The organism is Lentzea sp. NEAU-D7 (assembly GCF_026242055.1).
Lineage (GTDB): Bacteria > Actinomycetota > Actinomycetes > Mycobacteriales > Pseudonocardiaceae > Lentzea.
The window spans coordinates 215,529-238,623 of record NZ_JAPJDL010000014.1 but is presented as its reverse complement, the minus strand read 5'-3'; the positions used below and the strand labels follow the sequence as shown (position 1 = coordinate 238,623).

The following is a 23,095-nucleotide window of genomic DNA, read 5'->3' as shown; positions in this document are numbered from 1 at the left end:
ACACCCGGTCCCATTCCGAACCCGGTAGTTAAGCCCTTCTGCGCCGATGGTACTGCACTGGTTACGGTGTGGGAGAGTAGGTCGCCGCCGAACTTCTTCCCTGAAGGGGCTTGTGATTGCGGGGCACAACAACAGTGCTCGCTCACAAGCCCCTTTCAGCGTGTCCATAGGAGGATTAGGTGTCTAGGTTCGGGGATCGTCCCGGCGACCGTCAGCGTGGCCAGGGAGACCGACCGCGCCGTTCCGAGGGTGGCCGTCCAGCAGGCGATCGAAAGTTCAGCAGCAACTCCCAGCGTGGTGAAGGCTCCGGCGACCGCACCAACAGCGGCGGCGACCGTCGAGACAACCGCGCCGGCTCCAGTGACCGCGGTGGTTACCGCGGTCAGGGCTCCAGCGACCGAGGCGGCTACCGCAAGGACGACTCCGGCGACCGCGGTGGCTATCGCGGCGACCGTTCGAGCGACCGCGGCAGCGCCGGCGGCTCCAGCGATCGTGGTGGTTACCGCAAGAGCGACTCGGGCGACCGGGGCGGCTATCGCGGTCAGGGTTCCGGTGAGCGCAGCGGTTTCCGCAGCGACCGTCCCGCCTACCGCAAGGACGATTCAGGCGATCGCGGTGGTTACCGCGGTGGCCAGGGTTCCAGCGACCGCGGTGGTTTCCGCAAGAGCGACTCGAACGACCGCGGTGGGTACCGGGGCTCCAGCGACCGTCCCGGCTTCCGCAAGGACGACTCGAACGACCGTGGTGGTTACCGCAAGAGCGAGTCTGGCGACCGTGGCGGCTTCCGCTCCGGTGAGCGCAGCGGCTCCAGCGACCGCGGCGGTTTCCGCAAGAGCGACTCCGGTGACCGTGGTGGCTACCGCGGTTCCAGTGACCGTTCGAACGACCGTGGCGGTTTTCGCAGGGACGACTCGGGTGACCGTGGCGGCTACCGCGGCCAGGGCTCCAGCGACCGCGGCGGTTTCCGCTCCGGTGAGCGCAGCGGCTCCAGCGACCGCGGCGGCTTCCGGAAGAGCGACTCGGGCGACCGTGGTGGTTACCGCGGTTCCAGTGACCGTCCCGCCTTCCGCAAGGACGACTCCGGTGACCGTGGTGGGTACCGCGGTGGTCAGGGTTCCAGCGACCGCGGCGGTTTCCGCAAGAGCGACTCCGGTGATCGCGGTGGCTACCGCGGTTCCAGTGACCGTTCGAACGACCGTGGCGGTTTTCGCAGGGACGACTCGGCTGACCGTGGCGGCTACCGCGGCCAGGGTTCGAGCGACCGTGGCGGTTACCGCAAGGACGAGTCGGGCGACCGTGGTGGTTACCGCGGTTCCAGTGACCGTCCCGCCTTCCGCAAGGACGACTCCGGCGACCGTGGTGGTTACCGCGGTGGCCAGGGTTCCAGCGACCGCGGCGGTTTCCGCAAGAGCGACTCGGGCGACCGTGGTGGTTACCGCGGTTCCAGTGACCGTCCCGCTTACCGCAAGGACGACTCCGGCGACCGCGGTGGCTACCGCGGCCAAGGTTCCAGCGACCGTGGCGGTTACCGCAAGGACGAGTCGGGCGATCGCGGTGGTTACCGCGGTTCCAGCGACCGTTCGAACGACCGCGGCGGGTTCCGCAAGAGCGACTCCGGCGACCGTGGCGGCTACCGGAAGAGCGACTCGGGCGACCGCGGCGGGTACCGCAGGGACGACTCGAACAACCGCAGGGACGAGCGTTCCGGCCCGGTGCGCGACGACCGGCGCAAGGACGAGCGCAGCCGTGAGCGTGCGGCGCGCTTCCAGGAGCGTCAGACCGACCAGGAGACCACCGGTCAGGACGGCGCCGACGTCAAGGCCACCGGCCAGGACGCGCCGGTCGCCGCTGAGGTGACCCCGGCCGCCGAGCGCGCCGGTTACCGCCTGGGCGATGGCGCCGCGGCCACCCGTGCCGCGGCCGGCCGTGAGACGGCTGCCGAGACCGAGACGGCCGCCGAGGACAAGACCGAGACCGAGGTCGCCGTTGACGGCGACGCGGCCGACGTGGCGAAGACCGAGACCGACGAGTCCCCCGCCGAGGGTGTCGACGTCGTGGCCGAGGTCAGCGGCGAGGCCGGCGACGACGAGCCGCGCGACGAGGCGCCCGCGCCCCGTGGCGGACGGCCCCCGCTGCCCGACGAGGCCGACCTGTCGCTGCTCGACCCGGAGATCAAGCTCGAGCTGCGCAGCCTGCCCAAGGGCCTCGCGGAGATCATCGGCAAGCACCTGGCCGCGGCCGGGCTGCTCATCGACGAGGACCCCGAGCTGGCGCTGGAGCACGCGCGGTACGCGCGGAGCAAGGCTGCTCGTGTCGGCGTCGTGCGCGAGGCGGCCGGTCTGACGGCCTACTTCGCGGACGAGTGGGCCGAGGCGCTCAGCGAGCTGCGTGCCGCCCGCCGGATGATGACCGGACCCGGCCACCTGGCGATCATGGCGGACTGCGAGCGGGCCCTGGGCCGGCCGGAGCGGGCCATCGACCTCGCCAAGGACCCGGCGGTCAAGGACCTCAGCCAGGAGGACGAGATCGAGCTGCGGATCGTCGCGGCCGGCGCTCGTCGTGACATGGGCCAGCTCGACGCCGCGGTCGTGGCGCTGCAGGGGCCCGACCTCGATCCGGGGCAGCGCAACCCCTACTCCGCGCGGCTCTTCTACGCTTACGCCGACAACCTGGCCGCGGCCGGTCGCATCGAGGAAGCCGTCAAGTGGTTCCTCAACGCCGCCGAGGCTGACGACGAAGGGGAGACGGACGCCGCCGAGCGCGCGTTCGAGCTGACCCAGGAGGAGACCCCGGAGCAGTGAGCGAGACGTTGGTCGACAGGTACGACGCGTTGCTGATCGATCTCGACGGCACCGTCTACCGGGGATCCGAAGCCGTTCCCGGTGCCGCCGAAGCAATCGCGGCGGCCCGGCGCAAGGGCGTCGGGATCCGGTACGTCACCAACAACGCCTCCCGCTCACCGCAGATGGTCGCTGATCACCTCGTCGAGCTCGGGTTCGAGACGAACGTCGACGAGGTGAGCACCTCCTCGCAGGCGGGCGCGGCCATGCTGGCCGAACGCCTGCCGAAGCGGTCCACTGTGCTCGTGCTCGGCACCAAGGCCCTGGAGGCCGAGGTGCTCAAGCGCGGACTCATCCCGACCGACACCGCCGAAGGCGCGGTGGCGGTCCTGCAGGGGCTGTCGATGGACCTCGGCTGGCGTCAGCTGGCCGAGGCCGCGGTCGCCATCCGCGGCGGTGCGTTGTGGGTGGCGTGCAACGTCGACGCCACCCTGCCCACCGAACGCGGTCTGCTGCCCGGCAACGGCAGCCTCGTCGCGGCGCTGAAGACCGCGACCGACCAGGAACCGCTCGTCGCCGGCAAGCCCGCCACCCCGCTGCTGCAGCAGGCGGCGAAGGACCTCGGCGCGAACCGCCCGCTGGTGATCGGCGACCGCCTCGACACGGACATCCTCGGCGCCGTGAACGCGGGGATGGACTCCCTGCTCGTGCTCACGGGTGTGTCCACCGAACAAGAGGCGCAAGCGCTTCCGGATGAGCAAAGGCCCACGTATGTCGGCGCGGACCTGTCGGTCCTGCATCGGCTACCGTAAGACCGTGAGCTACCCCCTGCCCGGACCGCCGCCCAACCCGGCTGACGCCATCGAAGGCGCGCTGGAGAGGCTCGACGGGCTTGAGAACGTCCCCCTCGACGAGCACGTTGCCCGGTTCGACGCCGTGCACGCGACGCTCACCGACGCACTGTCGAGCATCGACAAGGTGTGATGCACAGTGCCTCGCAGGGTGCGGCTCGACGCCGAACTCGTGCGCAGGGGGCTCGCCAGGTCCCGTGAGCACGCCAGCCAACTCGTCGCGGACGGTCGCGTGAAGGTGCGCGGCACCGTCGCGACGAAACCCGCGACCGCCGTGGAGACCTCCGACGCCGTCGTCGTCAAGGACATCGCCAACGACCCCAACTGGGCGTCGCGCGGCGCGCACAAGCTCATCGGCGCGCTCGAAGGCTTCGAGATCGACCCCACCGGCAAGCGTTGTCTCGACGCCGGCGCGTCCACTGGCGGTTTCACCGACGTGCTGCTGCGCAAAGGCGCACGGCAGGTCGTCGCGGCCGATGTCGGCAGGGGTCTTCTCGACTGGAAGCTGCAGACCGACGACCGGGTCGTGGTGAAGGACAAGACCAACGTCCGCACCCTCACGCCCGAGGACATCGGCGGCAATGTTGAACTCGTGGTGGCCGATCTTTCGTTTATCTCGTTGAGGCTTGTGCTTCCCGCACTGGCCGCGTGCCTCGACGAGGAAGGCGACCTGCTGCCCATGGTCAAGCCGCAGTTCGAGGTGGGCAAGGAGCGCCTCGGCTCCGGTGGCGTCGTGCGCGACCCCGAACTCAGGGTCGAAGCCGTGCTCGACGTGACCAGGGCGGCGACCGAACTGGGCCTGGCTGTGCACGGGGTCGTCGCGAGCCCGCTGCCCGGCCCGTCCGGCAACGTCGAGTACTTCCTCTGGCTGCGCAAAGCGGATCCCCTCCCCGGTGGATCGGACGCTGTTGCACAGATGGTGCGCACCGCCGTCGAAGAAGGGCCCCAATGAGGGAAGTCCTGCTGGTCGTCCACACCGGTCACCAGAGCAACATCGATCTCGCCCGTCAGGTCGCCGGCCGCCTCGCGGTCGGGGGCGTCACGACGAGGGTGCTCGACGACGAGGCGCGTGACCTCGGCCCGTCGTGCTGCACCAAGGTCGTGCCCGCCGACGACCACGCGGCCGAGGGCACCGAACTGGTGCTGGTGCTGGGCGGTGACGGCACGCTGCTGCGCGGCGCCGAACTCGCGCGCCCGGCGCGGGTGCCGGTGCTGGGCGTCAACCTGGGCCGGGTCGGGTTCCTCGCGGAGGCCGACTCGGACGCGTTGCACGAGGCCGTCGGCCACGTGCTGGAGCGCGACTACTTCGTGGAAGAGCGCATGACGCTCGACCTGGTCGCCAAGGTCAACGGTGACGTGGTCGCGAAGACCTGGGCGCTCAACGAGATCACCGTCGAGAAGCTGATCCGCGAACGCATCCTCGACGTCGTCGTCGAGGTCGACGGCCGGCCGGTGTCGGCGTTCGGCTGCGACGGCGTGATCTGTGCGACGCCGACCGGCTCCACGGCCTACGCGTTCTCCGCAGGAGGCCCGGTCGTGTGGCCGGACGTGCAGGCGATCCTGGTGGTGCCGAGCAACGCGCACGCGCTGTTCGCCCGGCCGCTGGTCGTCTCGCCGAAGTCGCACGTGGCGTTCGAGATCGACGCCTCGGGCCACCCGGCGGCGCTGTCCGCGGACGGGCGGCGCACGTTCGAGCTGCCCGCGGGCGCGCGGATCGAGATCGTGGAGGGCGAGGTGCCGCTCAAGGTCGTGCGGCTGCGCCAGGCTCCGTTCACGGATCGGCTGGTCGAGAAGTTCGCCCTGCCGGTGAAGGGATGGCGGGGACCATCGGCAGGCTGACAGCGCCGCTCGGTGCGTCGGCACTCGCTCGTTATGGTGCCCGCGAGGAAATGTCGGACTCGACAAGTAAGGTTCGCCCTGTGCTGGCCGAGATGCGCATCAATGGCCTTGGCGTGATCGACGAGGCCACCCTTGAACTGGACCCCGGGTTCACCGTAGTGACGGGTGAGACCGGTGCGGGCAAGACCATGGTCGTCACCGGGTTGCACCTGCTCGGCGGTGGCCGGGCAGAGGCGTCGCGGGTGCGCACCGGGGCTGACAAAGCGGTGGTCGAAGGCCGCTTCCAGGCCCCGGCGGGCAGCCCTGCCGCGAAGGTGGCGGAGGAGGTCGGCGGCGAGGCCGACGAGGACGGGTCCCTGATCGCGATCCGCACCGTCGGTGCCGACGGCCGCTCGCGAGCCCACGTCGGTGGCCGCTCCGTGCCCGTCGGCGTCCTGTCCGAACTGGCCGAGCAGCTCATCGCCGTTCACGGGCAGAACGACCAGCTGCGGCTCATGCGGCCGACCGAGCAGCGCGGCGTGCTGGACCGCTTCGCCGGCGACGACGTGAGCTCTCCTCTGCGCGCCTATCAGGCCGTGCGCGAGGAGTGGTTGCGCGTCTCGGCGGAGCTGAAGGAACGCACCGAGCGCTCCCGCGAGCTGGCCCGCGAGGCCGACCTGCTGCGGCACGGCCTGACCGAGATCGACGCCGTCGCCCCGAAGCTCGGCGAGGACGCCGAGCTCCACGACGAGGCGCGGCGGCTCGCGGACGCCGACCAGCTCCGCGAGGCAGCTCAAGGCGCGCAGTTCGCGGTGTCCGGATCGCTGGAGGGCGACCCGGACAACCCCGGTGCGCTCGGGCTGATCTCCGAGGCCGCCCGCAGGCTGGCGTCGTCGGAGGACCCGAAGCTGCGGGAGATGGAGCCGCGTCTGGTCGAGGCGGCGACGTTGCTGGCCGACGTCGGCGCCGAGATCTCCGGCTACCTGGACCACCTGGAGGCCGACCCCGGCCGGCTCGAGAGCGTGCTGCAGCGGCAGGCCGAGCTCAAGGCGCTGACCCGCAAGTACGCCGCCGACGTCGACGGCGTGATCGCCTGGGCCGAGGACGCGCGCACCAGGCTGGGCGGGCTGGACACCTCCGAGGAGGCGCTGACCGGCCTGGCAGCCCGCCGCGACGAGCTGGCCGCGGAACTCGCGACGCTCGCAGCCAGGGTGACGGCCGCCCGCACCGAGGCAGCCCTCGAACTGGGCAAGGCCGTCACCGAGGAGCTCGACGGGCTCGCCATGCCGCACGCCTCGGTCGAACTGGCCGTCCGGCCCCGGCACGCCGAGTCCGGCGACGCCCAGGCGCTGACCGTCGGCCGCTCGATCCTGCACGCGGGCGCGTCCGGCGTGGACGACGTCGAGCTGCGTCTGATCTCGCACCCGGGTGCACCCGCCCTGCCGGTGCACAAGGGCGCTTCCGGCGGTGAGCTGTCCCGGGTGATGCTGGCGCTGGAAGTGGTGCTGTCGCACTCGGACCCGGTGCCGACGCTGGTGTTCGACGAGGTCGACGCCGGTGTGGGCGGCCGGGCAGCGGTCGAGGTAGGCCGCAGGCTGGCCAGGCTCGCCCGGTCCCACCAGGTGATCGTCGTGACGCACCTGCCGCAGGTGGCGGCGTTCGCCGACCGGCACCTCGTCGTGGACAAGTCCGCCGACGGGACGTTCACGCGGTCCGCCGTGCGGAAGCTGGACGAGACGCAGCGGGTCGTCGAGCTCGCCCGGATGCTGGCCGGCATGGACTCGACCGACACCGGCCGGGCCCACGCCGAGGAGCTGCTGGCCGCGGCCAAGGCGGACAAGTCCGCCGCTCCCGTGGTCCGGCGGAGGAAGAAGAAGGCCTGACCGGTCTGGCCGCCTGCCCGGTGTGGCTTGATCGGCGTGGCGGCCTGACCGGCGTGGGGTTGCCCTGCTGGTGCGGCTTGACGGGCGCGACGTGATCGGCGTGGCTGCCCGACTGGTGCGACGTGACCGGCGTGGCCGCCCGACCGGCGCGACGTGACCGGCGTGGCCGCCCGACCGGTGCGGCCTGGCTGGGCTGGCCTGCATTGGCGGCGCGGCTTGATCGGTGTGGCCTGACGAGTCTGGCGTGGCTTGATCGGCGCGACGTGACTGGTGTGGCCGTCTGAACGGCGTGGCCTGACTGGGGCTGGCCTGAATCGCGGCGCGGCTAGATCTCCGTGACCCGACGGGTCTCGCGAGATCGGCGTGGCCTGATCAGCGCGATGTGATCGGCGGGTCCGCCTGACCGGTGCGGCCTGGCGGGCCCGGCTTGATCGGCGTGGCCGGACAAGCGCGACGTGACTGGCGTGGCCCGCCCTGCTGGTGCGGACTGACGGGCCTGGCGTGACCGACGTGACGTGATCGGAGTGGACTGGTCGCGTGGCCGCCTGACTGGCGCGGCCTGCCTGGGCCTGCCTGAATCGGCGGCGCGGCTTAGTCGGCGCGACATGACCGGCGCGACATGACCGGCGCGACATGACCGGCGTGGAGGCCCGACCCGCGCGACGTTATTGGTGTGGCCGCCTGGGGCTGGCTTGGATTGGTGGCGCGGTGCGACCGGCGTGGCCTGATCGCATGGCGCCCGATCGCCTCGGCCCGCCTGGGCCGGCTTGAACCGGCGACGCGGTTTGATCGGCGCTGTGATCAGCGTGCCCTGACGGGCGCTGCCCTGACCGGTGCTGCCCCGACCGGGCCGGCGTGATCGGCGTGGCCGTTCCGGTTGTTTCTCCTTCCGCTGTTCCCGGCCGGGTTCGGCATGATGGGGGCGTGACAGGAACTCTGACCACGCGCCGGGTGCTCGGGGCGGTGCTGGTGGTCGTCGCGGCCGGACTGGCCGTGGCGGCCACGTTCCTCACCGCGTACTCCGTGCAGATCGTGATCAGAGGCCAGGCGTTGCGCTACGAGGCCACCTTCTGGGCGGTCGGGCGGGACGACTTCCGCGAGGTGCTGCTGCTCGAGCCCCTCGAGCTCGGGGAGCCCGTGCTGGGGGCCGCGCTCGTCATGGCGCTGGCGGCTGTGCTGGCGTTCCGGGTTCCGGCGTTGCGGGTCGCGTCGCTGCTCGGGGCTGGGCTGCTGGCCGGGGTGGCGTGGGCCGCCGTCTCGCGGGTGCAGGGGTTGGTGAAAGCGTTGGGGGAGTTCAACTCGCGCGTGCCCATCGAGGTGGAGCAGAGCGAAGGGATCACCCTGCTGGTCGTGGCCGCCGGGGTGGCCGTGGTGGCGGCCGTGCTGCACCAGGAGCTGCCTCGGGCGGACCAGGCGGAGCCCGTCGGTGACGGGGTGGTCGTGCACCAGCTCGACGACGACGCGGACGACACCGACACGCCGCCGTACGGGTATCCGGTGATCGTGGAGCCGAAGAGTGACTGATCGCCGCAAGATCTCATGGGTGTTGCTGGCGCTGGGGGCCGTGCTGTCGGTGGTCGCGTCGCTCGAAGAGGTTTTCAGCACTGTCTACAAGGGGTTCGGGTCTGATCTGACCGTCACGTGGACGCTGTGGGCCACCAGGTCTGATTCGCAGGACGGGCCCGTCGGCCAGTCCGCTCTCTTCGCCGCCGGGTGGCCCGTGGTGGTGTCGGCGATCGTGCTGGGCGTCGCCGTGGCGTTCCTGGTGCGGGAGCAGACCGCGTTCGTCGGGCGGCCGCTGGCCATGGGCGGCGCCGGGCTGCTGGCCGGGGTCGTGCTCCTCTACGTGGTCCAGGTCTGGGAACTGCGGAGCGTCCTCGCCACCCAGCCGCAGGCCGGTTCCAGCAAGGACGAACTGCGCTACCACGGTGGCTTCTACCTGCTGATGATCGCGACCGTCGTCGGGCTCGCGGGTGCGGTGCTCGCCCAGCGGCGGGGTCCCGAACCGGTGGCGCAGGACGACGGCGAGGAGGAGGGAGTGGTGGTGCACCAGCTCGACGGCGACGACGACACGCCGCCCTTCGGTCTCGCCATTCCGCACGACGACGAGCAGCGGGAGACCCGGTGATGGGCAGAGCTACGGCGATCGCGTTGATCGCGGTGGGAGTGGTGCTGACCGCCACGGCGATGGTGTTGCCGTGGTACTCGACCGCCTACGCCGGCGGGGTCGAGGTCGTGGTCCGGGCGTGGGGGACGGAGATCCTCAACAAGCCCGGCGACTGGCCCGCGGGAGAGCTCTCGCCCTGGTACGGGGTGCCCGTCGTGGTCACCGCCGTGCTGCTCGTCGTCGGCGTGTGGGTCAGCCGGGCGGCGCTCGCGGGAGCGGCCGGGCAGCTCGGTGCCGTGGCTGTCATCGGCGCGCTCGTGGTGTCGGAGCGCGGGCACGCGGTCGAGCAGCAGGGCGACTTCGCGGTCGGGTTCGGGCTGGTGTTCCTCGCGGTGGGAACGCTGGTCGCGCTGGCAGGAGCCGTCGCGGTGCAACGGGAGGCGGCGTGAGGAAGATCGCGGGCCTCGTCCTGCTCGGACTCGCCGCGGCGGCCGCGGTGGCGGCCACGTTCCTGCCGTTCTCGGAACTGCTGATCAGGCTTGCTCCCGGGCAGCCGCAGACCGCGTACGTCACCACGGGGTGGAGCACGCGGTTCGGTGGTACGACGGACGAGCACGGGCCGTTGTTCGGGATCCCGATCGTGGTGGCGGCCGCCGTCGTGCTGGCCGGGATGCGGTGGCGGAAGGTCGCTTTCGCCGGAGCCGCCGCGCTCGCGGGCGTCACCGGAATGTTGTTCGTGTATTTGCTGAACGCGATCAGCTTTCACGAAGAGGGCAACATCGCCATCGATCCGGCACTGGAAGCCGGGTTCGGCAACGGTATTTGGGTGCTCATAAGTGCGGTGGTTCTCGCGTTTGGAGCCGTAGTAGTTCACCCCGACGACTGACCAGCTGGAATTGCCCGGCGTGCCTCACCTGTCGCGTGCGCACCGTGAGCCACTATCGGCCCATGAAGCTTTCCGGGCTGCTGAGCCGCACCAACCACGAACTTCCCGGAGTCACGGGCGTCGCGCGGGTTGATCGGCGCGCGAGCGACCTGGTTCGGCGCGTCAGTGCCGGTGACGTCGCGGTGATGGACCTCGTCGACCTCGATCGGCGGACCGTCGAAGCGCTCGTCGCGGCCGAGGTCGTCGGCGTCGTGAACGCGTCACCGTCCATTTCCGGGCGGTTTCCCAACCTCGGCCCGGAACTGCTGATAGAGGCGGGCATTCCGCTGATCGACAACGTCGGCGCGGTCGCGCTGCGGGAGATCAAGGAAGGCGCCAGGATCCGGCTGCACGAAGGTGTCGTGTACGCCGGGGAACGCGAGCTCGCCAAGGGGATCGAGCAGAACGCCGAAAGCATCGCCGACGCGATGATCGAGGCGAAGGCCGGCATGTCGGCGCAACTGGAGGCGTTCTCCGCCAACACCATCGAGTTCCTGCGCCGGGAACGCGCGCTCGTTCTCGACGGCGTCGGCGTTCCTGAGGTGTACGTGCCGATGCGCGACCGCCAGGTGCTCGTCGTCGCCGGCGGGCCGTCGCACGCCGAGGAGCTGCGCAAGCTCCGCAAGTACATCCGCGAGTACCGGCCGGTGCTGATCGGCGTCGACACGGGCGCGGACACGCTGCACGACGCCGGGCTCAAGCCGGACATCATCGTCGGCGACCCCGACGGCATCGGCACCGCGTCGTTGCGCGCGGCCTCCGAGGTGGTGGTGCCCGCGCAGACCGACGGTCACGCGCCCGGCCTGCAGCGGATCCAGGACCTCGGCATCGGCGCGGTGACGTTCCCCGCGTCGGGCAACGCGGAGGACCTCGCGTTGCTGCTCGCCGAGGCGCACGGGGCGTCCCTGGTGGTCACGGTGGGCCTGCGCGCGACGCTGCGCGAGTTCCTCGACCGCGGGCACTCCGGTTCCAACCCCTCCACGTTCCTCACCCGGTTGAAGCTCGGCAGCAAGCTCGTCGACGGGGAGGCCGTCGCGATCCTGCACCGCAGCCGGGTCTCGCTGGGCGTGATCGTCCTGCTGGTGACCGCGGCGATCGCCGCCATGGCGGCGGCCCTCGCGGTCTCCGGCGTCGGTCACGTCTACGTCGACATCGTGGTCGACGGCTGGCAATCCGTCGTCAACTGGTTCAAGGGGTTCTTCTCGTGATCACGCTGCGCTACCACATAGTTTCGATCACCGCGGTGTTCCTCGCGCTGGCGGTCGGTGTCGTGCTGGGGTCGACCGCGATCAGCGGGCGGTTGCTGTCGGGGCTGAGCGACGAGAAGAACTCGTTGGCACAGCAGGTGAACGAACTCCAGAACGACCGCAACGCCTTGAACGCCAAGCTGACCGAGGCGGACGAGTTCGCCTCGTCCGTCGGCCCGCTCGCGGTGAAGGACCGGCTCACCGACCGCACGGTCGTCATCGTGACGACGGCGGACGCGCGCCCGTCCGACCGGGACGCGCTGACCGGGCTGCTCAAGTCCGCCAGTGCCACCGTCACCGGTGAGATCCAGCTGACCGACGCGTTCACCGACCCGTCCCGCGGCGACCAGCTGCGCGACCTCGTGGCACGGTTGCAGCCCGCCGGCTCGCAGCTGCCCACGGCCGCGGACCCCGGCACGCGCGCCGGTGGCCTGTTCGGGGCGTTGCTGCTGCTCAACTCCTCCACCAACCAGCCGCAGGCCACGGCCGACGAGACCGCGTCCGCGCTCGCCGGGCTGACCAACGCGGGCTTCGTGAAGGCGACCTCGGGGGTGAAGCCGGCGCAGCTCGCGATCGTGCTGACCGGGGGCGCCGCGATCGGTGACTCGGCCGCGGACCGGGCCTCGACCGTCGCGCGCTTCGCCACCCAGCTCGACCGGGCCGGCGCGGGTGTCGTGCTGGCGGGTGCGAACGGTTCGGCGAACGGCACGGGTGCGATCGGCGTGGTCCGCGCGGACACCGCCGCCACGTCGATCCTGTCCACGGTGGACAACTCCGACACCCCGGCGGGCCAGGTCGTCGTGGTGATGGCGTTGAGCGAACAGCTGGAAGGCCGCTCCGGCCGGTACGGCGTCGCGGGCAACGCGGAGGCGTCCTCGCCCGGCACCGCCAGCTGACGTGCGGCTTCAGTAGTCGGTGTTCCAGTCGCCCGGCAGGACCTTCAGCAGCTGGTCCAGGGCGTCCGGTGTGCGGGCGCGGGCCCACAGCCACTGCCGGTCGTCCTCGCGGACGACCAGGTCGTCCACGACGAACCAGCGGGTGCCGGGACTGTGCAGCGGCAGCAGGGCGAAGTGGTCCTCGAGCAGGGAGACGTCCGCCTCGGACGTCTCCCTGTCCGCTGTTCCGGCCCCGTCGCGGAACAGCGACTCGGACAGCACCATCTCCACGCACGCCAGCGAGAACCGGGGCAGCCACGCGTCCCAGCGCTCCTCGGTCCTGTCGACGAGGTCGAGCTTGATCAGGACCTCGGGGTCGTCGCCGTCCAGCGCCGTCCCCCAGGCCGCGACCCACTGGTTCTCGGCGCGGAAGACGAGGATCTCGCCGTCCACGCGCAGTTCGGACGGCGTCAGCAGGCGGTCCTGGTTGCTGGTCAGGTCGGGGCGCTTGCCGAACAGCGCCAGCGCCTCCTTCACCGCCTCGGGCAGCCGGACGCGCAGCTGCTCCTCGGCGGCGGCGAGGTCGGCCCGGTTCCAGCCGTCCTGCGGTTCGATCGGCTCGGCCCACGCGGCCGCGAAACCCTCGACGAAACGCCACGCCCCGGAGCGTTCGCGCACGGCTTTTGCGGCTTCCCCTGCCACGTCGAAGGTCACGTGACAACTTTTCCTGATGCCGGCCCGTGCCGTGGGAGGTTCGGGAAAACCCCTCGCTGCGCCGATCGGGTGATGTGATCTGCCGGGTCGTGGTGCGCTGAGTGACCGGCGGCGTGTTAGCGTTATGGCCCGTGGATAGGGGGATTCGGCCCCCACGATTTTCACGGGAGCCCCGTTGGTGCAGCAGGCACGTACGACCAAGCACGTCTTCGTCACGGGAGGCGTCGCGTCCTCCCTGGGCAAGGGGCTCACCGCCTCCAGCCTCGGCCAGTTGCTCACCTCGCGCGGCCTGCGGGTGACGATGCAGAAGCTCGACCCGTACCTGAACGTGGACCCCGGCACGATGAACCCGTTTCAGCACGGCGAGGTCTTCGTGACCGACGACGGCGCGGAGACGGACCTCGACATCGGCCACTACGAGCGGTTCCTCGCGCGTGACCTGAGCGGCGACGCCAACGTCACCACCGGCCAGGTGTACTCCGAGGTCATCGCCAAGGAGCGGCGCGGTGAGTACCTGGGCGACACGGTCCAGGTCATCCCGCACATCACGGACGAGATCAAGCGCCGCATCCGGGCGATGGCCGAGCCGGACGCCGACGGCGTCACGCCGGACGTGGTCATCACCGAGGTCGGCGGCACTGTCGGCGACATCGAGTCGCTGCCGTTCCTGGAGGCCTGCCGCCAGGTGCGTCACGACGTCGGCCGCGACAACGTCTTCTTCCTGCACGTCAGCCTCGTGCCGTACCTGGCGCCGAGCGGCGAGCTGAAGACCAAGCCGACCCAGCACTCCGTCGCGGCGCTGCGCAACATCGGCATCCAGCCCGACGCGATCGTGTGCCGCGCGGACCGGGAGATCCCGGACGCGCTGAAGCGCAAGATCGGCCTGATGTGCGACGTCGACACCGACGCCGTCGTCGCGGCCGTGGACGCCCGGTCGATCTACGACATCCCGAAGGTCCTGCACGCCGAGGGCCTCGACGCCTACGTCGTGCGCCGCCTCGACCTGCCGTTCCGCGACGTCGACTGGACGGTGTGGGGCGACCTGCTGGAGCGGGTGCACAACCCGTCCGAGACGGTGAAGATCGCGCTCGTCGGCAAGTACGTCGACCTGCCGGACGCGTATCTCTCGGTCACCGAGGCGCTGCGCGCGGGCGGTTTCGCGCACCACGCCAAGGTCGAGATCAAGTGGGTGCCGTCGGACGAGTGCCAGACGCCCGAGGGCGCGGCGCGGGCGTTGTCCGGCATGGACGCGGTGCTGATCCCCGGCGGGTTCGGCGTGCGCGGCATCGAGGGCAAGCTCGGCGCGCTGAAGTACACCCGCACGCGCGGTGTGCCGACGCTGGGCCTGTGCCTCGGCCTGCAGTGCATGGTGATCGAGGCCGCGCGGAACCTCGCGGGCATCGAGGACGCGAACTCCAGCGAGTTCGAAGAGGGCGGCACGCCGGTCATCTCCACGATGGCCGACCAGCAGGACGTCGTGGCCGGTCAGCGCGACATGGGCGGCACGATGCGCCTCGGCGCGTACATCGCGAAGCTCACACCGGGGTCGGTCGTCGCCCAGGCGTACGGCACGACCGAGGTGTCCGAGCGCCACCGCCACCGCTACGAGGTCAACAACGCGTACAGGGGCAAGCTCGCCGACGCCGGCCTGGTCTTCTCGGGCACGTCGCCCGACGGCCGCCTGGTCGAGTTCGTCGAACTGCCGGCGGACGTGCACCCGTTCTACGCGGGCACGCAGGCGCACCCGGAGCTCAAGTCGCGTCCCACGAAGCCGCACCCGCTGTTCGCGGCGTTCGTGAAGGCCGCGATCGACTACCGCGTGGCCGACCGGCTGCCCCTGAAGGCCGGAGCGTCGCAGTGACATCCGATTTTGGGACGCGGCACGACTTCCGGACGGTCTCCAGCGAGGACCTGCACGTCGGGAAGGTCGTCGCACTGCGGATCGACGAGGTCGAGATGCCCGGTGGCGGCACGGCCAAGCGCGAGATCGTCGAGCACATGGGCGCCGTCGCGGTCGTGGCCGTGGACGACGCCGGTGAGGTCGTGCTGATCCACCAGTACCGGCACGCGCTCGGGCGGCACCTCTGGGAGCTGCCGGCCGGGCTGCTCGACCACGACGGCGAGGAGCCGGTCGTCGGCGCGCGGCGCGAGCTGGCCGAGGAGGTCGGGCTCGAAGCGGCGCGCTGGGACACGCTGGTCGACACGGCCGCGTCCCCCGGCTTCACCGACGAGGTCGTGCGCGTGTACCTGGCGCGCGAACTGTCCGAAGTGGACCGTGACGTGCAGGGCGAGGAGGAGGCGGATCTGGAGGTCCACCGCTTCCCGCTCGACGAGGCCGTGCGGATGGTCCTGTCCGGGGAGATCGTGAACTCCTCGGCCGTGGCCGGGCTGCTCGCGGCGCACGAGGTGCTGGCGGGGCGGGCGGAACCGCGCCCGGCCGACGCACCGTTCCGCGACAAGCCGACCCGGTTCGCCGCCCGCAAGAAGTAGGTTGGGTTCATGCAGACGTTGAAGGGTGCCTTCGCACGGATGAAGGCACCCTTCGGCGTTCTCGCACTGGGCGGCGCGGGCGCGGTGCTGCTGCTGTTCGTCGACCCGAACAAGCCGGGCAACCTGCTGCCGAAGTGCCCCGTCAACTGGCTGACGGGCCTGAACTGCCCTGCGTGTGGTGTCACGCGCATGGTGCACGCGTTGCTGCACGGCGATGTCGTCAGCGCGTTCCACTTCAACGCCGTGTTGCTCGCGCTGGGCGTGCCTTTGGCCGTGTGGCTGTTCGCGCGCTGGACCCGCGACCGGTGGAACGGCGAACGGCGATCCGTGCCGAAGCCGGTCGGTTTCGCCGTTCTCGTCGTTGCCGCAGTGTGGGGCGTGGGCAGGAATCTGCTGGGGATCTAGGCCGTGTCCCGGAAGTTCGTCCGGTGGCAGGCGCGGGCGAGAGACCCGGAGACGGCGCCGCCGCGATGCCCTCATACCGGGCGTATTCGGGCATCGCGGGGGTGTCGTCTCCGGGGCCCTCGGCCGCCACTGCCGCCCGACGAGACTGCCGGGACACGGCCTAGTCCCGGAGCTTGCGGCCCTGCGCGTCCGTGCCGCCGTTGACCAGGATGATGATCCCGTCGATCAGCGACCAGATGCCGCAGCCACCGCACGTCAGCAGCTGCGCGACGGCGATGCCGGTGTGCCCGGTGTAGAAGCGGCCGATGCCCAGGTTGCCCAGGAACAGCTGCAGCACGCCGGCGGCGATCTTCGACTTGTCCGACAGCGGCACGCCGGTGATCGGGTCGTAGCCGTACGGAGCGCCCGGGCTGCCGTAGCCGGGCGGGGGCGGCGGCACCGCGTACTGCGGGCCCGTCGGCGGCGGGTAGTACGGCTGGGTCTGCTGGGGCGGGTAGCCGGGCGGGGCCGGGGGCACGGCGAACGGCACCGACGGCGGCGCGAGGAACGGCGGGTGGGGCTGCGGCAGGTCGCGGAACAGCTCCGCGAGCTCGGCGTAGCTCTGCGCGCCGGACGCGCGGTTCACGCGGTCCTGGTACTCGCCGATGTCGAGCCGCGCCATCGCGAAGTGGTCGTTGAGCGCGGTGATCGCCTCTTCGCGCTGCTGGTTGCCGATGCGTTGCTGCTCGGGCCCGAATGCTTCTGACACGGCTCGCACGGTATCCGATGCAGCAGATCGATATCGGGAATACGCTGCGACGATGCTGGTCGGTGTCCCAAAGGAGATCAAGAACCACGAGTACCGCGTCGCGATCACACCCGCCGGAGTGGTCGAGCTGGTGAGCCGCGGGCACGCGGCCGTCCTCGAGCGCGACGCCGGTGCGGGGTCGTCGTTCCCCGACCACGAGTACGTGGCGGCGGGCGCGCGGATCGCCTCGTCGGCCGACGAGGTCTGGGGGTCGGCGGACCTGGTTCTCAAGGTCAAGGAACCGATCGAGCCCGAATACCACCGCATGCGCCGCGACCAGGTGCTGTTCACCTACCTGCACCTCGCGGCCTCGCCGGCGTGCACCGCGGCGATCGCGGCCTCCGGCATCACGGCCATCGCCTACGAGACCGTGCAATTGCCCGACGGGTCGTTGCCGTTGCTGGCGCCCATGAGCGAGATCGCCGGGCGGATGGCCGCCCAGGTCGGCGCGCACTGCCTGGAACGAGCCCAGGGCGGGCGCGGGGTGCTGCTCGGCGGGGCGCCCGGAGTGGCGGCGGGCAAGGTCGCGGTGATCGGCGCGGGCGTGGCGGGGATGAACGCGGCGGCGATGGCCGTGGGCATGCAGGCCGAGGTGGTCGTGCTGGACAAGAACGTCAACCGGTTGCGGCAGATCGACTTCACCTACCGCGGGCACCTGCAGACGATCGCCTCGAACGTCTACGAGGTCGAGAAGGCCTGCCAGTGGGCGGATCTGGTGATCGGCGCGGTGCTGGTGCCGGGCGCGAAGGCGCCGAAGCTCGTCAGCAACGAGCTGGTGTCGCGGATGCGGCCCGGCAGCGTGCTCGTGGACATCGCGGTCGACCAGGGCGGGTGTTTCGAGGACACGCGGCCGACCACGCACGACGCGCCGACGTACCGCGTGCACGACTCCGTGTTCTACTGCGTCGCGAACATGCCCGGTGCCGTGCCGAACACGTCGACGTACGCGCTCACGAACGTGACGCTGCCGTACGTCATCGCGTTGGCGGACAAGGGTTTTGATCGCGCTGTCGCGGATGACCCGGCGCTCGCCAAGGGTGTCAACGCGCGTGCTGGAGAGATCGTGTTGGAAGGGCTGGAGTGATTGCCGATCTGGTGGCGACCTATCTCGACCACCTCGCCGTGGAACGCGGCACCGCCCGCAACACGCTCGACTCCTACACCCGCGACCTGCGTCGCTACACCGAGCACCTGGAGTCCATAGGTGTCACCGACTTGGCCGCGGTGACGGAACTGCAGGTGAGTGAGTTCCTGGCCGTGCTGCGCGAAAGCGGGCTCGCGGCGTCGTCTGCCGCACGGACGTTGGTCGCCGTGCGCGGGCTGCACCGCTTCGCACACCGTGAAGGCGTTGTGCCGCATGACGCCGCACGGGCCGTGCACCCGCCGTCACCGCCGAAGAGGCTGCCGAAAGCATTACCCATCAATGAGGTTCTCACCCTCCTCGACACTGTGGGAAACCTCAGGGACAAAGCACTGCTGGAGCTGCTGTACTCGACGGGAGCACGAATCTCCGAGGTCGTCGGGCTGGACGTGGACGACATCGACGCTTCCGAGCGGACGGTCCTGCTGGACGGGAAGGGCGGGAAGCAGCGGCTGGTCCCGGTCGGGCGGCCGGCGTTGGCGGCGGTCGACGCCTACCTGGTCCGAGCACGTCCCGAGCTGGCGGCCAAAGGCCGTGGCACACCCGCGTTGTTCTTGAACGCACGGGGCGGAAGGCTCTCGCGGCAGAGCGCGTGGACCGTTCTGAAGACCGCGGCGGAGCAGGCGGGGATCACCTCGGTGGTGTCCCCCCACACGTTGCGGCATTCGTTCGCCACCCATCTGCTCGAAGGGGGTGCCGACGTTCGGGTGGTGCAAGAACTCCTCGGGCACGCATCCGTTACGACCACTCAGGTGTACACACTGGTAACCGTTACGACTTTGAGGGAGGTCTACGCAACTGCACACCCTCGGGCCACTGGAACATGAGGCTTCCACGGGTACGGTGGGCAGGTGCCGAACTTGGACGAGCCGTCCCCGCAGGCCATTGATCTAGCCGCTGTGCTGCACGCGCTGAGCGACCCGACGAGGCTCGCGGTCGTGCGCCAGATCCAGTCGAGCGGCGAGAGGCTGTGCGGGGCCTTCGAGGTGGACGTGGCTAAGTCGACCCTCTCCCAGCACCTGCGCGTGCTGCGCGAAGCGGGCATCACCCGAACACGCTGCCGGGGAAACCAGCGCTGGGTGTCATTGCGTCGCGATGACCTGGATCTTCTCTTCCCGGGTCTGCTGGACGTGGTGCTGTCCGCGGCGGACAGGCGAACACGAACGGATGTCTCGGTCTAACTCAGTCTTGACAAACACCGGCGAGGCGCGTTGCCGCTCGCACGGGTGCGGCCTACGCTGCGCCCGGAGAGACGACTACGACCAGACGAGGGAACGCCAGCCATGTCGACACCGGAGCACGCTTTCGCGCCCCGTGCCGACCTGAACCTGGCCCCGCACGCCGCGCCCGTGGACGACGTCGCCACGGAGCAGGTCGACGGCATCGGCCCGACGGGCAGACCGCGTCGCCACATCCCCGATCCGCCGCCGTTGCTGCACCACGGTCCGGCGAAGATCCTGGCTGTCTGCAACCAGAAGGGCGGCGTCGGCAAGACGACGACGACCATCAACCTGGGCGCGGCGCTGGCCGAGTACGGCCGCCGGGTGCTGCTCGTCGACTTCGACCCGCAGGGCGCGCTGTCCGTGGGCCTCGGCGTGCACCCGCACCAGCTGGAAACCACGATCTACAACGTCATCATGGAGAACGACACCGCCGTTCCCGACGTGATCCGCAAGACCATGGTCGACGACATGGACCTGCTGCCGAGCAACATCGACCTGTCGGCGGCCGAGATCCAGCTCGTGTCGGAGGTGGGCCGCGAGCACACGCTCGTGCGCACCCTTCGTCCTGTGATCGACCACTACGACTACGTGCTGGTCGACTGCCAGCCCTCGCTCGGCCTGCTCACGGTGAACGCCCTCGCGGCCGCGGACGGTGTGCTGATCCCGCTGGAGTGCGAGTTCTTCTCGCTGCGCGGGGTGGCGCTGCTCATCGACACCATCGAGAAGGTCAAGGAACGCTTGAACCCCAAGCTCAACATCACCGGCATCCTCGCCACGATGTACGACCCGCGCACGCTGCACTCGCGTGAGGTCATGGCCCGCGTCGTGGAGGCGTTCGGCGAGATCGTGTTCGACTCGGTCATCAACCGCACGGTGCGCTTCCCGGAGACCACCGTGGCCGGCGAGCCGATCACCCGCTGGGCACCGCGATCCGCGGGCGCCAACGCGTACCGCGCGCTGGCTCGCGAGGTGATCGCCCGGTGAACCGTCGCCCATCGCTACCGGGGGCCGCGGAACTGTTCAGGCTGACCGCTGCCGCGCCCTCCACCGAGGTCTCCTCGTCCGAGCAGGCTCCGCAGCAACGCCGAGGCTCCGGCCGCACCAAGCACACCACGAAGATCACGGTCTACGTGTCCGACGAGGAGCTCCTCGCCCTCGAACAGGCACGGCTCGTGCTGCGCGGTGAGCACTCCCTGGCCGTCGACCGGGGCCGCGTGGTGCGCGAGGCGATCGCCATCGTGCTGGACGACCTCGAAACGCACGGTGACGCGTCGTTGCTGGTACGCAGGTTGCGCGAGCAGTGACAGAGCCGGCCCCTGCTGAGACCCCGGTTGACGACGGCAAGTTCAAGGTTCGGCTCACGAACTTCGAAGGTCCGTTCGACCTGCTGCTCCAGCTGATCTCCCAGCACACGCTCGACGTGACCGAGGTGGCGCTGCACACGGTCACCGACGACTTCATCGCGCACCTCCGCGGCATGGGCGAGAAGTGGGACCTCGACGAGACCACCGAGTTCCTGGTCATCGCGGCCACCCTGCTGGACCTGAAGGCCGCCCGGCTGCTGCCCACCGGTGACGTCGAGGACGAGGACGACCTGGCGTTGCTGGAGGCACGCGACCTCCTGTTCGCCCGGCTGCTGCAGTACCGCGCCTACAAGCAGGTCGCGGCCCTGTTCGCCGAGCTGGAGCAGGGCGCGTACCGGCGCTACCCGCGCTCGGTGTCGCTGGAACCGCGCTTCGAGGGCCTGCTGCCCGAGGTGATGCTCGGCGTCACCCCCGACAAGTTCGCCCTCATCGCGGCCGCGGCCTTCCGCCCCAAGCAGAAGCGGACCCTGTCCGTCGCGCACATCCACCAGCACCGCGTGTCGATCCGCGAGACCGCCGACCTGCTGCGCGCGATGCTGATCGAGAAGGGCACCGCGTCGTTCTCGGAGATCGTCGCCGAGTGCACCGAGACCATGGAGGTCGTGGCGCGGTTCCTGGCACTGCTGGAGCTGTACCGCGAGAAGTCGCTGGCCTTCGAGCAGGAGGACCCGCTCGGTCCGCTGCAGGTGACGTGGGTCGGCGGGACGTTGGAGGACGCGCAGGCGCAAGTGCACGCCGGCGACGAGGACGAGGACTACGGCGGATGAGCGAGCCACTGGTCGGGCCGGACGCGGCGGAGATCGAGAGGCCGGGGCCGGCGTTCGACGGCACCGGGCCCGAGGCGGACGCCGCGCTGGACGACGCCGCCCCCGCCTCGGCTGAGCTGGAGGTGCCCGAGGTGGTGGCCGAGCCGGGCCACGTTCCACCCGGACCGGAGCCCGACGCCGCGCTCGACGACGCCGCCCCCGCCGCTGTCGTGCTCGACGAGCCAGACCCGGCCGACACCGAGGACGCCGCCACCCTCGAGGCCCAGCTCCTCGCCGCGGCCCCGGAGGAGGCCATCGAGGACAGCGGCCTGCCCGACCTCGCCGACGACGCCACCTTCGACGCGGCACTGGAGTCGGTCCTGCTGGTCGTCGACAGCCCGATCGGCGAGGACGCCCTCAGCAGTGCTCTCGAGCAGCCGGTGAAGCGGGTCAAGCAGGCACTCCGTAGACTCTCCACCCGGTACACCGAGTCCGGCAGCGGCATCGACCTGCGCAGGGCGGGGGACGGCTGGCGGTTCTACACGCGAGACCGGTTCGCTCCGTTCGTGGAGAAGCTGTTGCTCGACGGCCAGCGCGCGAAACTCACCCGCGCTGCTCTGGAGACGCTCGCGGTGATCGCCTACCGGCAGCCCGTGACGAGGGCGCGGATCGCGGCGGTCCGGGGCGTCAACGTGGACGGTGTGATCCGGACCCTGGTCGCACGAGGGCTCATCGAGGAGACGGGCACCGACAGCGACACAGGTGGGATCCTGTACCGCACGACCGAACTGTTCCTGGAGCGGTTGGGGCTGTCGTCACTTGCCGACTTGCCGCCAATCGCCCCGCTGCTGCCCGAAGTGGATGCGATCGACGATGTCTGAGAACGAGGGCGTGCGCCTGCAGAAGGTGCTCGCGCAAGCGGGGATCGCCTCGCGCCGCGCTTCCGAAGAGCTGATCGAGCAGGGGCGGGTGCAGGTCGACGGCAAGGTCGTGCGCGAGCAGGGTCGGCGGATCGACCCGGAGACCGCGGTCGTGCACGTCGACGGGCTGCGGGTGCAGATCCGCGAGGACGTCGTCACGATCGCGCTGAACAAGCCGTTCGGGATGCTCTCCACGATGGAGGACGACCTGGGCCGGCCGTGCGTGGGCGACCTGGTGCGCAACCGCAAGGAGCGGCTGTTCCACGTCGGGCGCCTCGACGCCGAGACCGAGGGGCTGCTGCTGCTCACGAACGACGGCGAGCTCGCGCACCGGCTGATGCACCCGAGCTACAACGTCAAGAAGACGTATCTCGCCGAGGTCCCCGGCCCGGTCGAGAAGGGCCTCAACAAGAAGCTCAAGGCGGGCATCGAGCTGGAGGACGGACCGGCCAAGGTCGACTCCTTCAAGCTCATCAGCGCCGTGCCCGGCAAGGCGCTGGTCGAGATCGTGCTGCACGAGGGTCGCAAGCACATCGTCCGCCGCCTCATGGAGACCGCCGGGTACCCGGTGCAGTCGCTGGTCCGCGTCGCGGTCGGTGACGTGTCGCTCGGCAACCAGCGGCCCGGTTCGATGCGCGTTCTGAACCGCCAGGAGGTCGGCGGGCTGTACAAGCTCGTCGGTCTGTGACCGGAAGCTGAACCCCGCTCGTCCCTCCGGTGCCCGAACACCGGAGGGACGACCAGCGGTGAATCCCCATTCACCTTGCGACGAGAACGCTACGGCGACGACGTTGTAAGGGGTCGGAAGTGCGGATTGAA

The 23,095-nt window shown here is 70.5% G+C and carries 25 protein-coding genes and 1 rRNA gene; 24 read left to right on the top strand and 2 right to left on the bottom strand.

Annotated elements, in window-relative coordinates:
* From rrf to ORI60_RS27160, 13 genes are all read left to right on the top strand, one after another.
* A 5S ribosomal RNA gene (gene rrf, locus ORI60_RS27220) occupies positions 1-93 on the top strand; the annotation flags it as partial.
* A gap of 86 nt (positions 94-179) precedes the next feature.
* Positions 180-2,801 (top strand): hypothetical protein, encoded by a 2,622-nt coding sequence (locus tag ORI60_RS27215; protein WP_266040841.1) that lies wholly within the window; start codon positions 180-182, stop codon positions 2,799-2,801.
* Positions 2,798-3,592, top strand: a complete 795-nt coding sequence (locus ORI60_RS27210) for an HAD-IIA family hydrolase (RefSeq protein WP_266040840.1) — start codon at positions 2,798-2,800, stop codon at positions 3,590-3,592. The genes ORI60_RS27215 and ORI60_RS27210 overlap by 4 nt, the downstream gene beginning before the upstream one ends.
* 4 nt (positions 3,593-3,596) lie before the next feature.
* Complete coding sequence (locus ORI60_RS27205) at positions 3,597-3,764, top strand: hypothetical protein (RefSeq protein WP_189159503.1); 168 nt, start codon at positions 3,597-3,599, stop codon at positions 3,762-3,764.
* Positions 3,765-3,770: 6 nt separating this feature from the next.
* Positions 3,771-4,583: a TlyA family RNA methyltransferase gene (locus ORI60_RS27200; RefSeq protein WP_266040839.1), complete on the top strand. Its 813-nt coding sequence runs from the start codon at positions 3,771-3,773 to the stop codon at positions 4,581-4,583.
* Positions 4,580-5,470, top strand: a complete 891-nt coding sequence (locus ORI60_RS27195) for an NAD kinase (protein ID WP_266040838.1) — start codon at positions 4,580-4,582, stop codon at positions 5,468-5,470. Before ORI60_RS27200 ends, ORI60_RS27195 begins: the two co-directional genes overlap by 4 nt.
* A gap of 80 nt (positions 5,471-5,550) precedes the next feature.
* Positions 5,551-7,332, top strand: a complete 1,782-nt coding sequence (recN, locus tag ORI60_RS27190; protein ID WP_266040837.1) for a DNA repair protein RecN — start codon at positions 5,551-5,553, stop codon at positions 7,330-7,332.
* A 924-nt stretch (positions 7,333-8,256) separates the two neighbouring features.
* Positions 8,257-8,856: a hypothetical protein gene (locus ORI60_RS27185; RefSeq protein WP_266040836.1), complete on the top strand. Its 600-nt coding sequence runs from the start codon at positions 8,257-8,259 to the stop codon at positions 8,854-8,856.
* Positions 8,849-9,460, top strand: a complete 612-nt coding sequence (locus ORI60_RS27180) for a hypothetical protein (RefSeq protein WP_266040835.1) — start codon at positions 8,849-8,851, stop codon at positions 9,458-9,460. The genes ORI60_RS27185 and ORI60_RS27180 overlap by 8 nt, the downstream gene beginning before the upstream one ends.
* Positions 9,457-9,888 carry a hypothetical protein gene (locus tag ORI60_RS27175; RefSeq protein WP_266040834.1) on the top strand — a complete coding sequence of 144 codons (432 nt, stop codon included), beginning with the start codon at positions 9,457-9,459 and terminating at the stop codon, positions 9,886-9,888. Before ORI60_RS27180 ends, ORI60_RS27175 begins: the two co-directional genes overlap by 4 nt.
* A complete protein-coding gene (locus ORI60_RS27170; RefSeq protein ID WP_266040833.1) occupies positions 9,885-10,325 on the top strand; it encodes a hypothetical protein in 441 nt (146 codons plus the stop codon). The genes ORI60_RS27175 and ORI60_RS27170 overlap by 4 nt, the downstream gene beginning before the upstream one ends.
* A gap of 62 nt (positions 10,326-10,387) precedes the next feature.
* Entirely contained in the window at positions 10,388-11,572 is a 1,185-nt protein-coding gene (gene steA, locus ORI60_RS27165; protein ID WP_266040832.1) for a putative cytokinetic ring protein SteA, read from the top strand.
* Positions 11,569-12,507, top strand: a complete 939-nt coding sequence (locus ORI60_RS27160) for a copper transporter (protein WP_266040831.1) — start codon at positions 11,569-11,571, stop codon at positions 12,505-12,507. Before steA ends, ORI60_RS27160 begins: the two co-directional genes overlap by 4 nt.
* A 9-nt stretch (positions 12,508-12,516) precedes the next feature.
* On the opposite strand, the gene ORI60_RS27155 is transcribed toward ORI60_RS27160, so the two are convergent.
* Positions 12,517-13,200 (bottom strand): hypothetical protein, encoded by a 684-nt coding sequence (locus ORI60_RS27155; protein ID WP_266040830.1) that lies wholly within the window; start codon positions 13,198-13,200, stop codon positions 12,517-12,519.
* A gap of 178 nt (positions 13,201-13,378) precedes the next feature.
* On the opposite strand from ORI60_RS27155, the gene ORI60_RS27150 reads away from it, so the two are divergent.
* The 3 genes from ORI60_RS27150 to ORI60_RS27140 are packed head-to-tail and all read left to right on the top strand — an operon-like array spanning position 13,379 to position 16,095.
* A complete protein-coding gene (locus ORI60_RS27150) occupies positions 13,379-15,061 on the top strand; it encodes a CTP synthase (RefSeq protein ID WP_416234495.1) in 1,683 nt (560 codons plus the stop codon).
* Positions 15,058-15,690 (top strand): NUDIX domain-containing protein, encoded by a 633-nt coding sequence (locus ORI60_RS27145; RefSeq protein WP_266040828.1) that lies wholly within the window; start codon positions 15,058-15,060, stop codon positions 15,688-15,690. The genes ORI60_RS27150 and ORI60_RS27145 overlap by 4 nt, the downstream gene beginning before the upstream one ends.
* Before the next feature lie 9 nt (positions 15,691-15,699).
* Entirely contained in the window at positions 15,700-16,095 is a 396-nt protein-coding gene (locus ORI60_RS27140; RefSeq protein WP_266040827.1) for a DUF2752 domain-containing protein, read from the top strand.
* Between the two features lie 160 nt (positions 16,096-16,255).
* On the opposite strand, the gene ORI60_RS27135 is transcribed toward ORI60_RS27140, so the two are convergent.
* Positions 16,256-16,843: an NINE protein gene (locus ORI60_RS27135; protein WP_266040826.1), complete on the bottom strand. Its 588-nt coding sequence runs from the start codon at positions 16,841-16,843 to the stop codon at positions 16,256-16,258.
* A gap of 52 nt (positions 16,844-16,895) precedes the next feature.
* On the opposite strand from ORI60_RS27135, the gene ald reads away from it, so the two are divergent.
* The 8 genes from ald to ORI60_RS27095 all read left to right on the top strand — a co-directional run bounded on the left by ald (position 16,896) and on the right by ORI60_RS27095 (position 22,964).
* A complete protein-coding gene (gene ald, locus ORI60_RS27130) occupies positions 16,896-17,966 on the top strand; it encodes an alanine dehydrogenase (RefSeq protein WP_266040825.1) in 1,071 nt (356 codons plus the stop codon).
* Positions 17,963-18,850: a site-specific tyrosine recombinase XerD gene (gene xerD, locus ORI60_RS27125; RefSeq protein WP_416234494.1), complete on the top strand. Its 888-nt coding sequence runs from the start codon at positions 17,963-17,965 to the stop codon at positions 18,848-18,850. The genes ald and xerD overlap by 4 nt, the downstream gene beginning before the upstream one ends.
* A 24-nt stretch (positions 18,851-18,874) precedes the next feature.
* Complete coding sequence (locus ORI60_RS27120; protein WP_266040824.1) at positions 18,875-19,204, top strand: ArsR/SmtB family transcription factor; 330 nt, start codon at positions 18,875-18,877, stop codon at positions 19,202-19,204.
* Positions 19,205-19,306: 102 nt separating this feature from the next.
* Entirely contained in the window at positions 19,307-20,230 is a 924-nt protein-coding gene (locus ORI60_RS27115) for a ParA family protein (RefSeq protein WP_266040823.1), read from the top strand.
* Positions 20,227-20,550, top strand: a complete 324-nt coding sequence (locus ORI60_RS27110; RefSeq protein WP_266040822.1) for a hypothetical protein — start codon at positions 20,227-20,229, stop codon at positions 20,548-20,550. The genes ORI60_RS27115 and ORI60_RS27110 overlap by 4 nt, the downstream gene beginning before the upstream one ends.
* The gene (locus ORI60_RS27105; RefSeq protein WP_266040821.1) at positions 20,547-21,377 is read left to right on the top strand and encodes a segregation and condensation protein A; all 831 of its coding nucleotides are present in this window, start codon (positions 20,547-20,549) and stop codon (positions 21,375-21,377) included. The genes ORI60_RS27110 and ORI60_RS27105 overlap by 4 nt, the downstream gene beginning before the upstream one ends.
* A complete protein-coding gene (gene scpB / locus ORI60_RS27100; protein ID WP_266040820.1) occupies positions 21,374-22,237 on the top strand; it encodes an SMC-Scp complex subunit ScpB in 864 nt (287 codons plus the stop codon). Before ORI60_RS27105 ends, scpB begins: the two co-directional genes overlap by 4 nt.
* Positions 22,230-22,964 (top strand): pseudouridine synthase, encoded by a 735-nt coding sequence (locus tag ORI60_RS27095; RefSeq protein WP_266040819.1) that lies wholly within the window; start codon positions 22,230-22,232, stop codon positions 22,962-22,964. Before scpB ends, ORI60_RS27095 begins: the two co-directional genes overlap by 8 nt.
* Positions 22,965-23,095 lie beyond the last annotated feature (131 nt).

Coding starts and splice junctions, on each gene's coding strand:
- ORI60_RS27095 (WP_266040819.1), top strand. CDS start 22,230: ATGTCTGAGAACGAGGGCGTGCGCCTGCAGAAGGTGCTCGCGCAAGCG.
- steA (WP_266040832.1), top strand. CDS start 10,388: ATGAAGCTTTCCGGGCTGCTGAGCCGCACCAACCACGAACTTCCCGGA.
- scpB (WP_266040820.1), top strand. CDS start 21,374: ATGAGCGAGCCACTGGTCGGGCCGGACGCGGCGGAGATCGAGAGGCCG.
- ORI60_RS27195 (WP_266040838.1), top strand. CDS start 4,580: ATGAGGGAAGTCCTGCTGGTCGTCCACACCGGTCACCAGAGCAACATC.
- ORI60_RS27115 (WP_266040823.1), top strand. CDS start 19,307: ATGTCGACACCGGAGCACGCTTTCGCGCCCCGTGCCGACCTGAACCTG.
- ORI60_RS27140 (WP_266040827.1), top strand. CDS start 15,700: ATGCAGACGTTGAAGGGTGCCTTCGCACGGATGAAGGCACCCTTCGGC.
- ald (WP_266040825.1), top strand. CDS start 16,896: ATGCTGGTCGGTGTCCCAAAGGAGATCAAGAACCACGAGTACCGCGTC.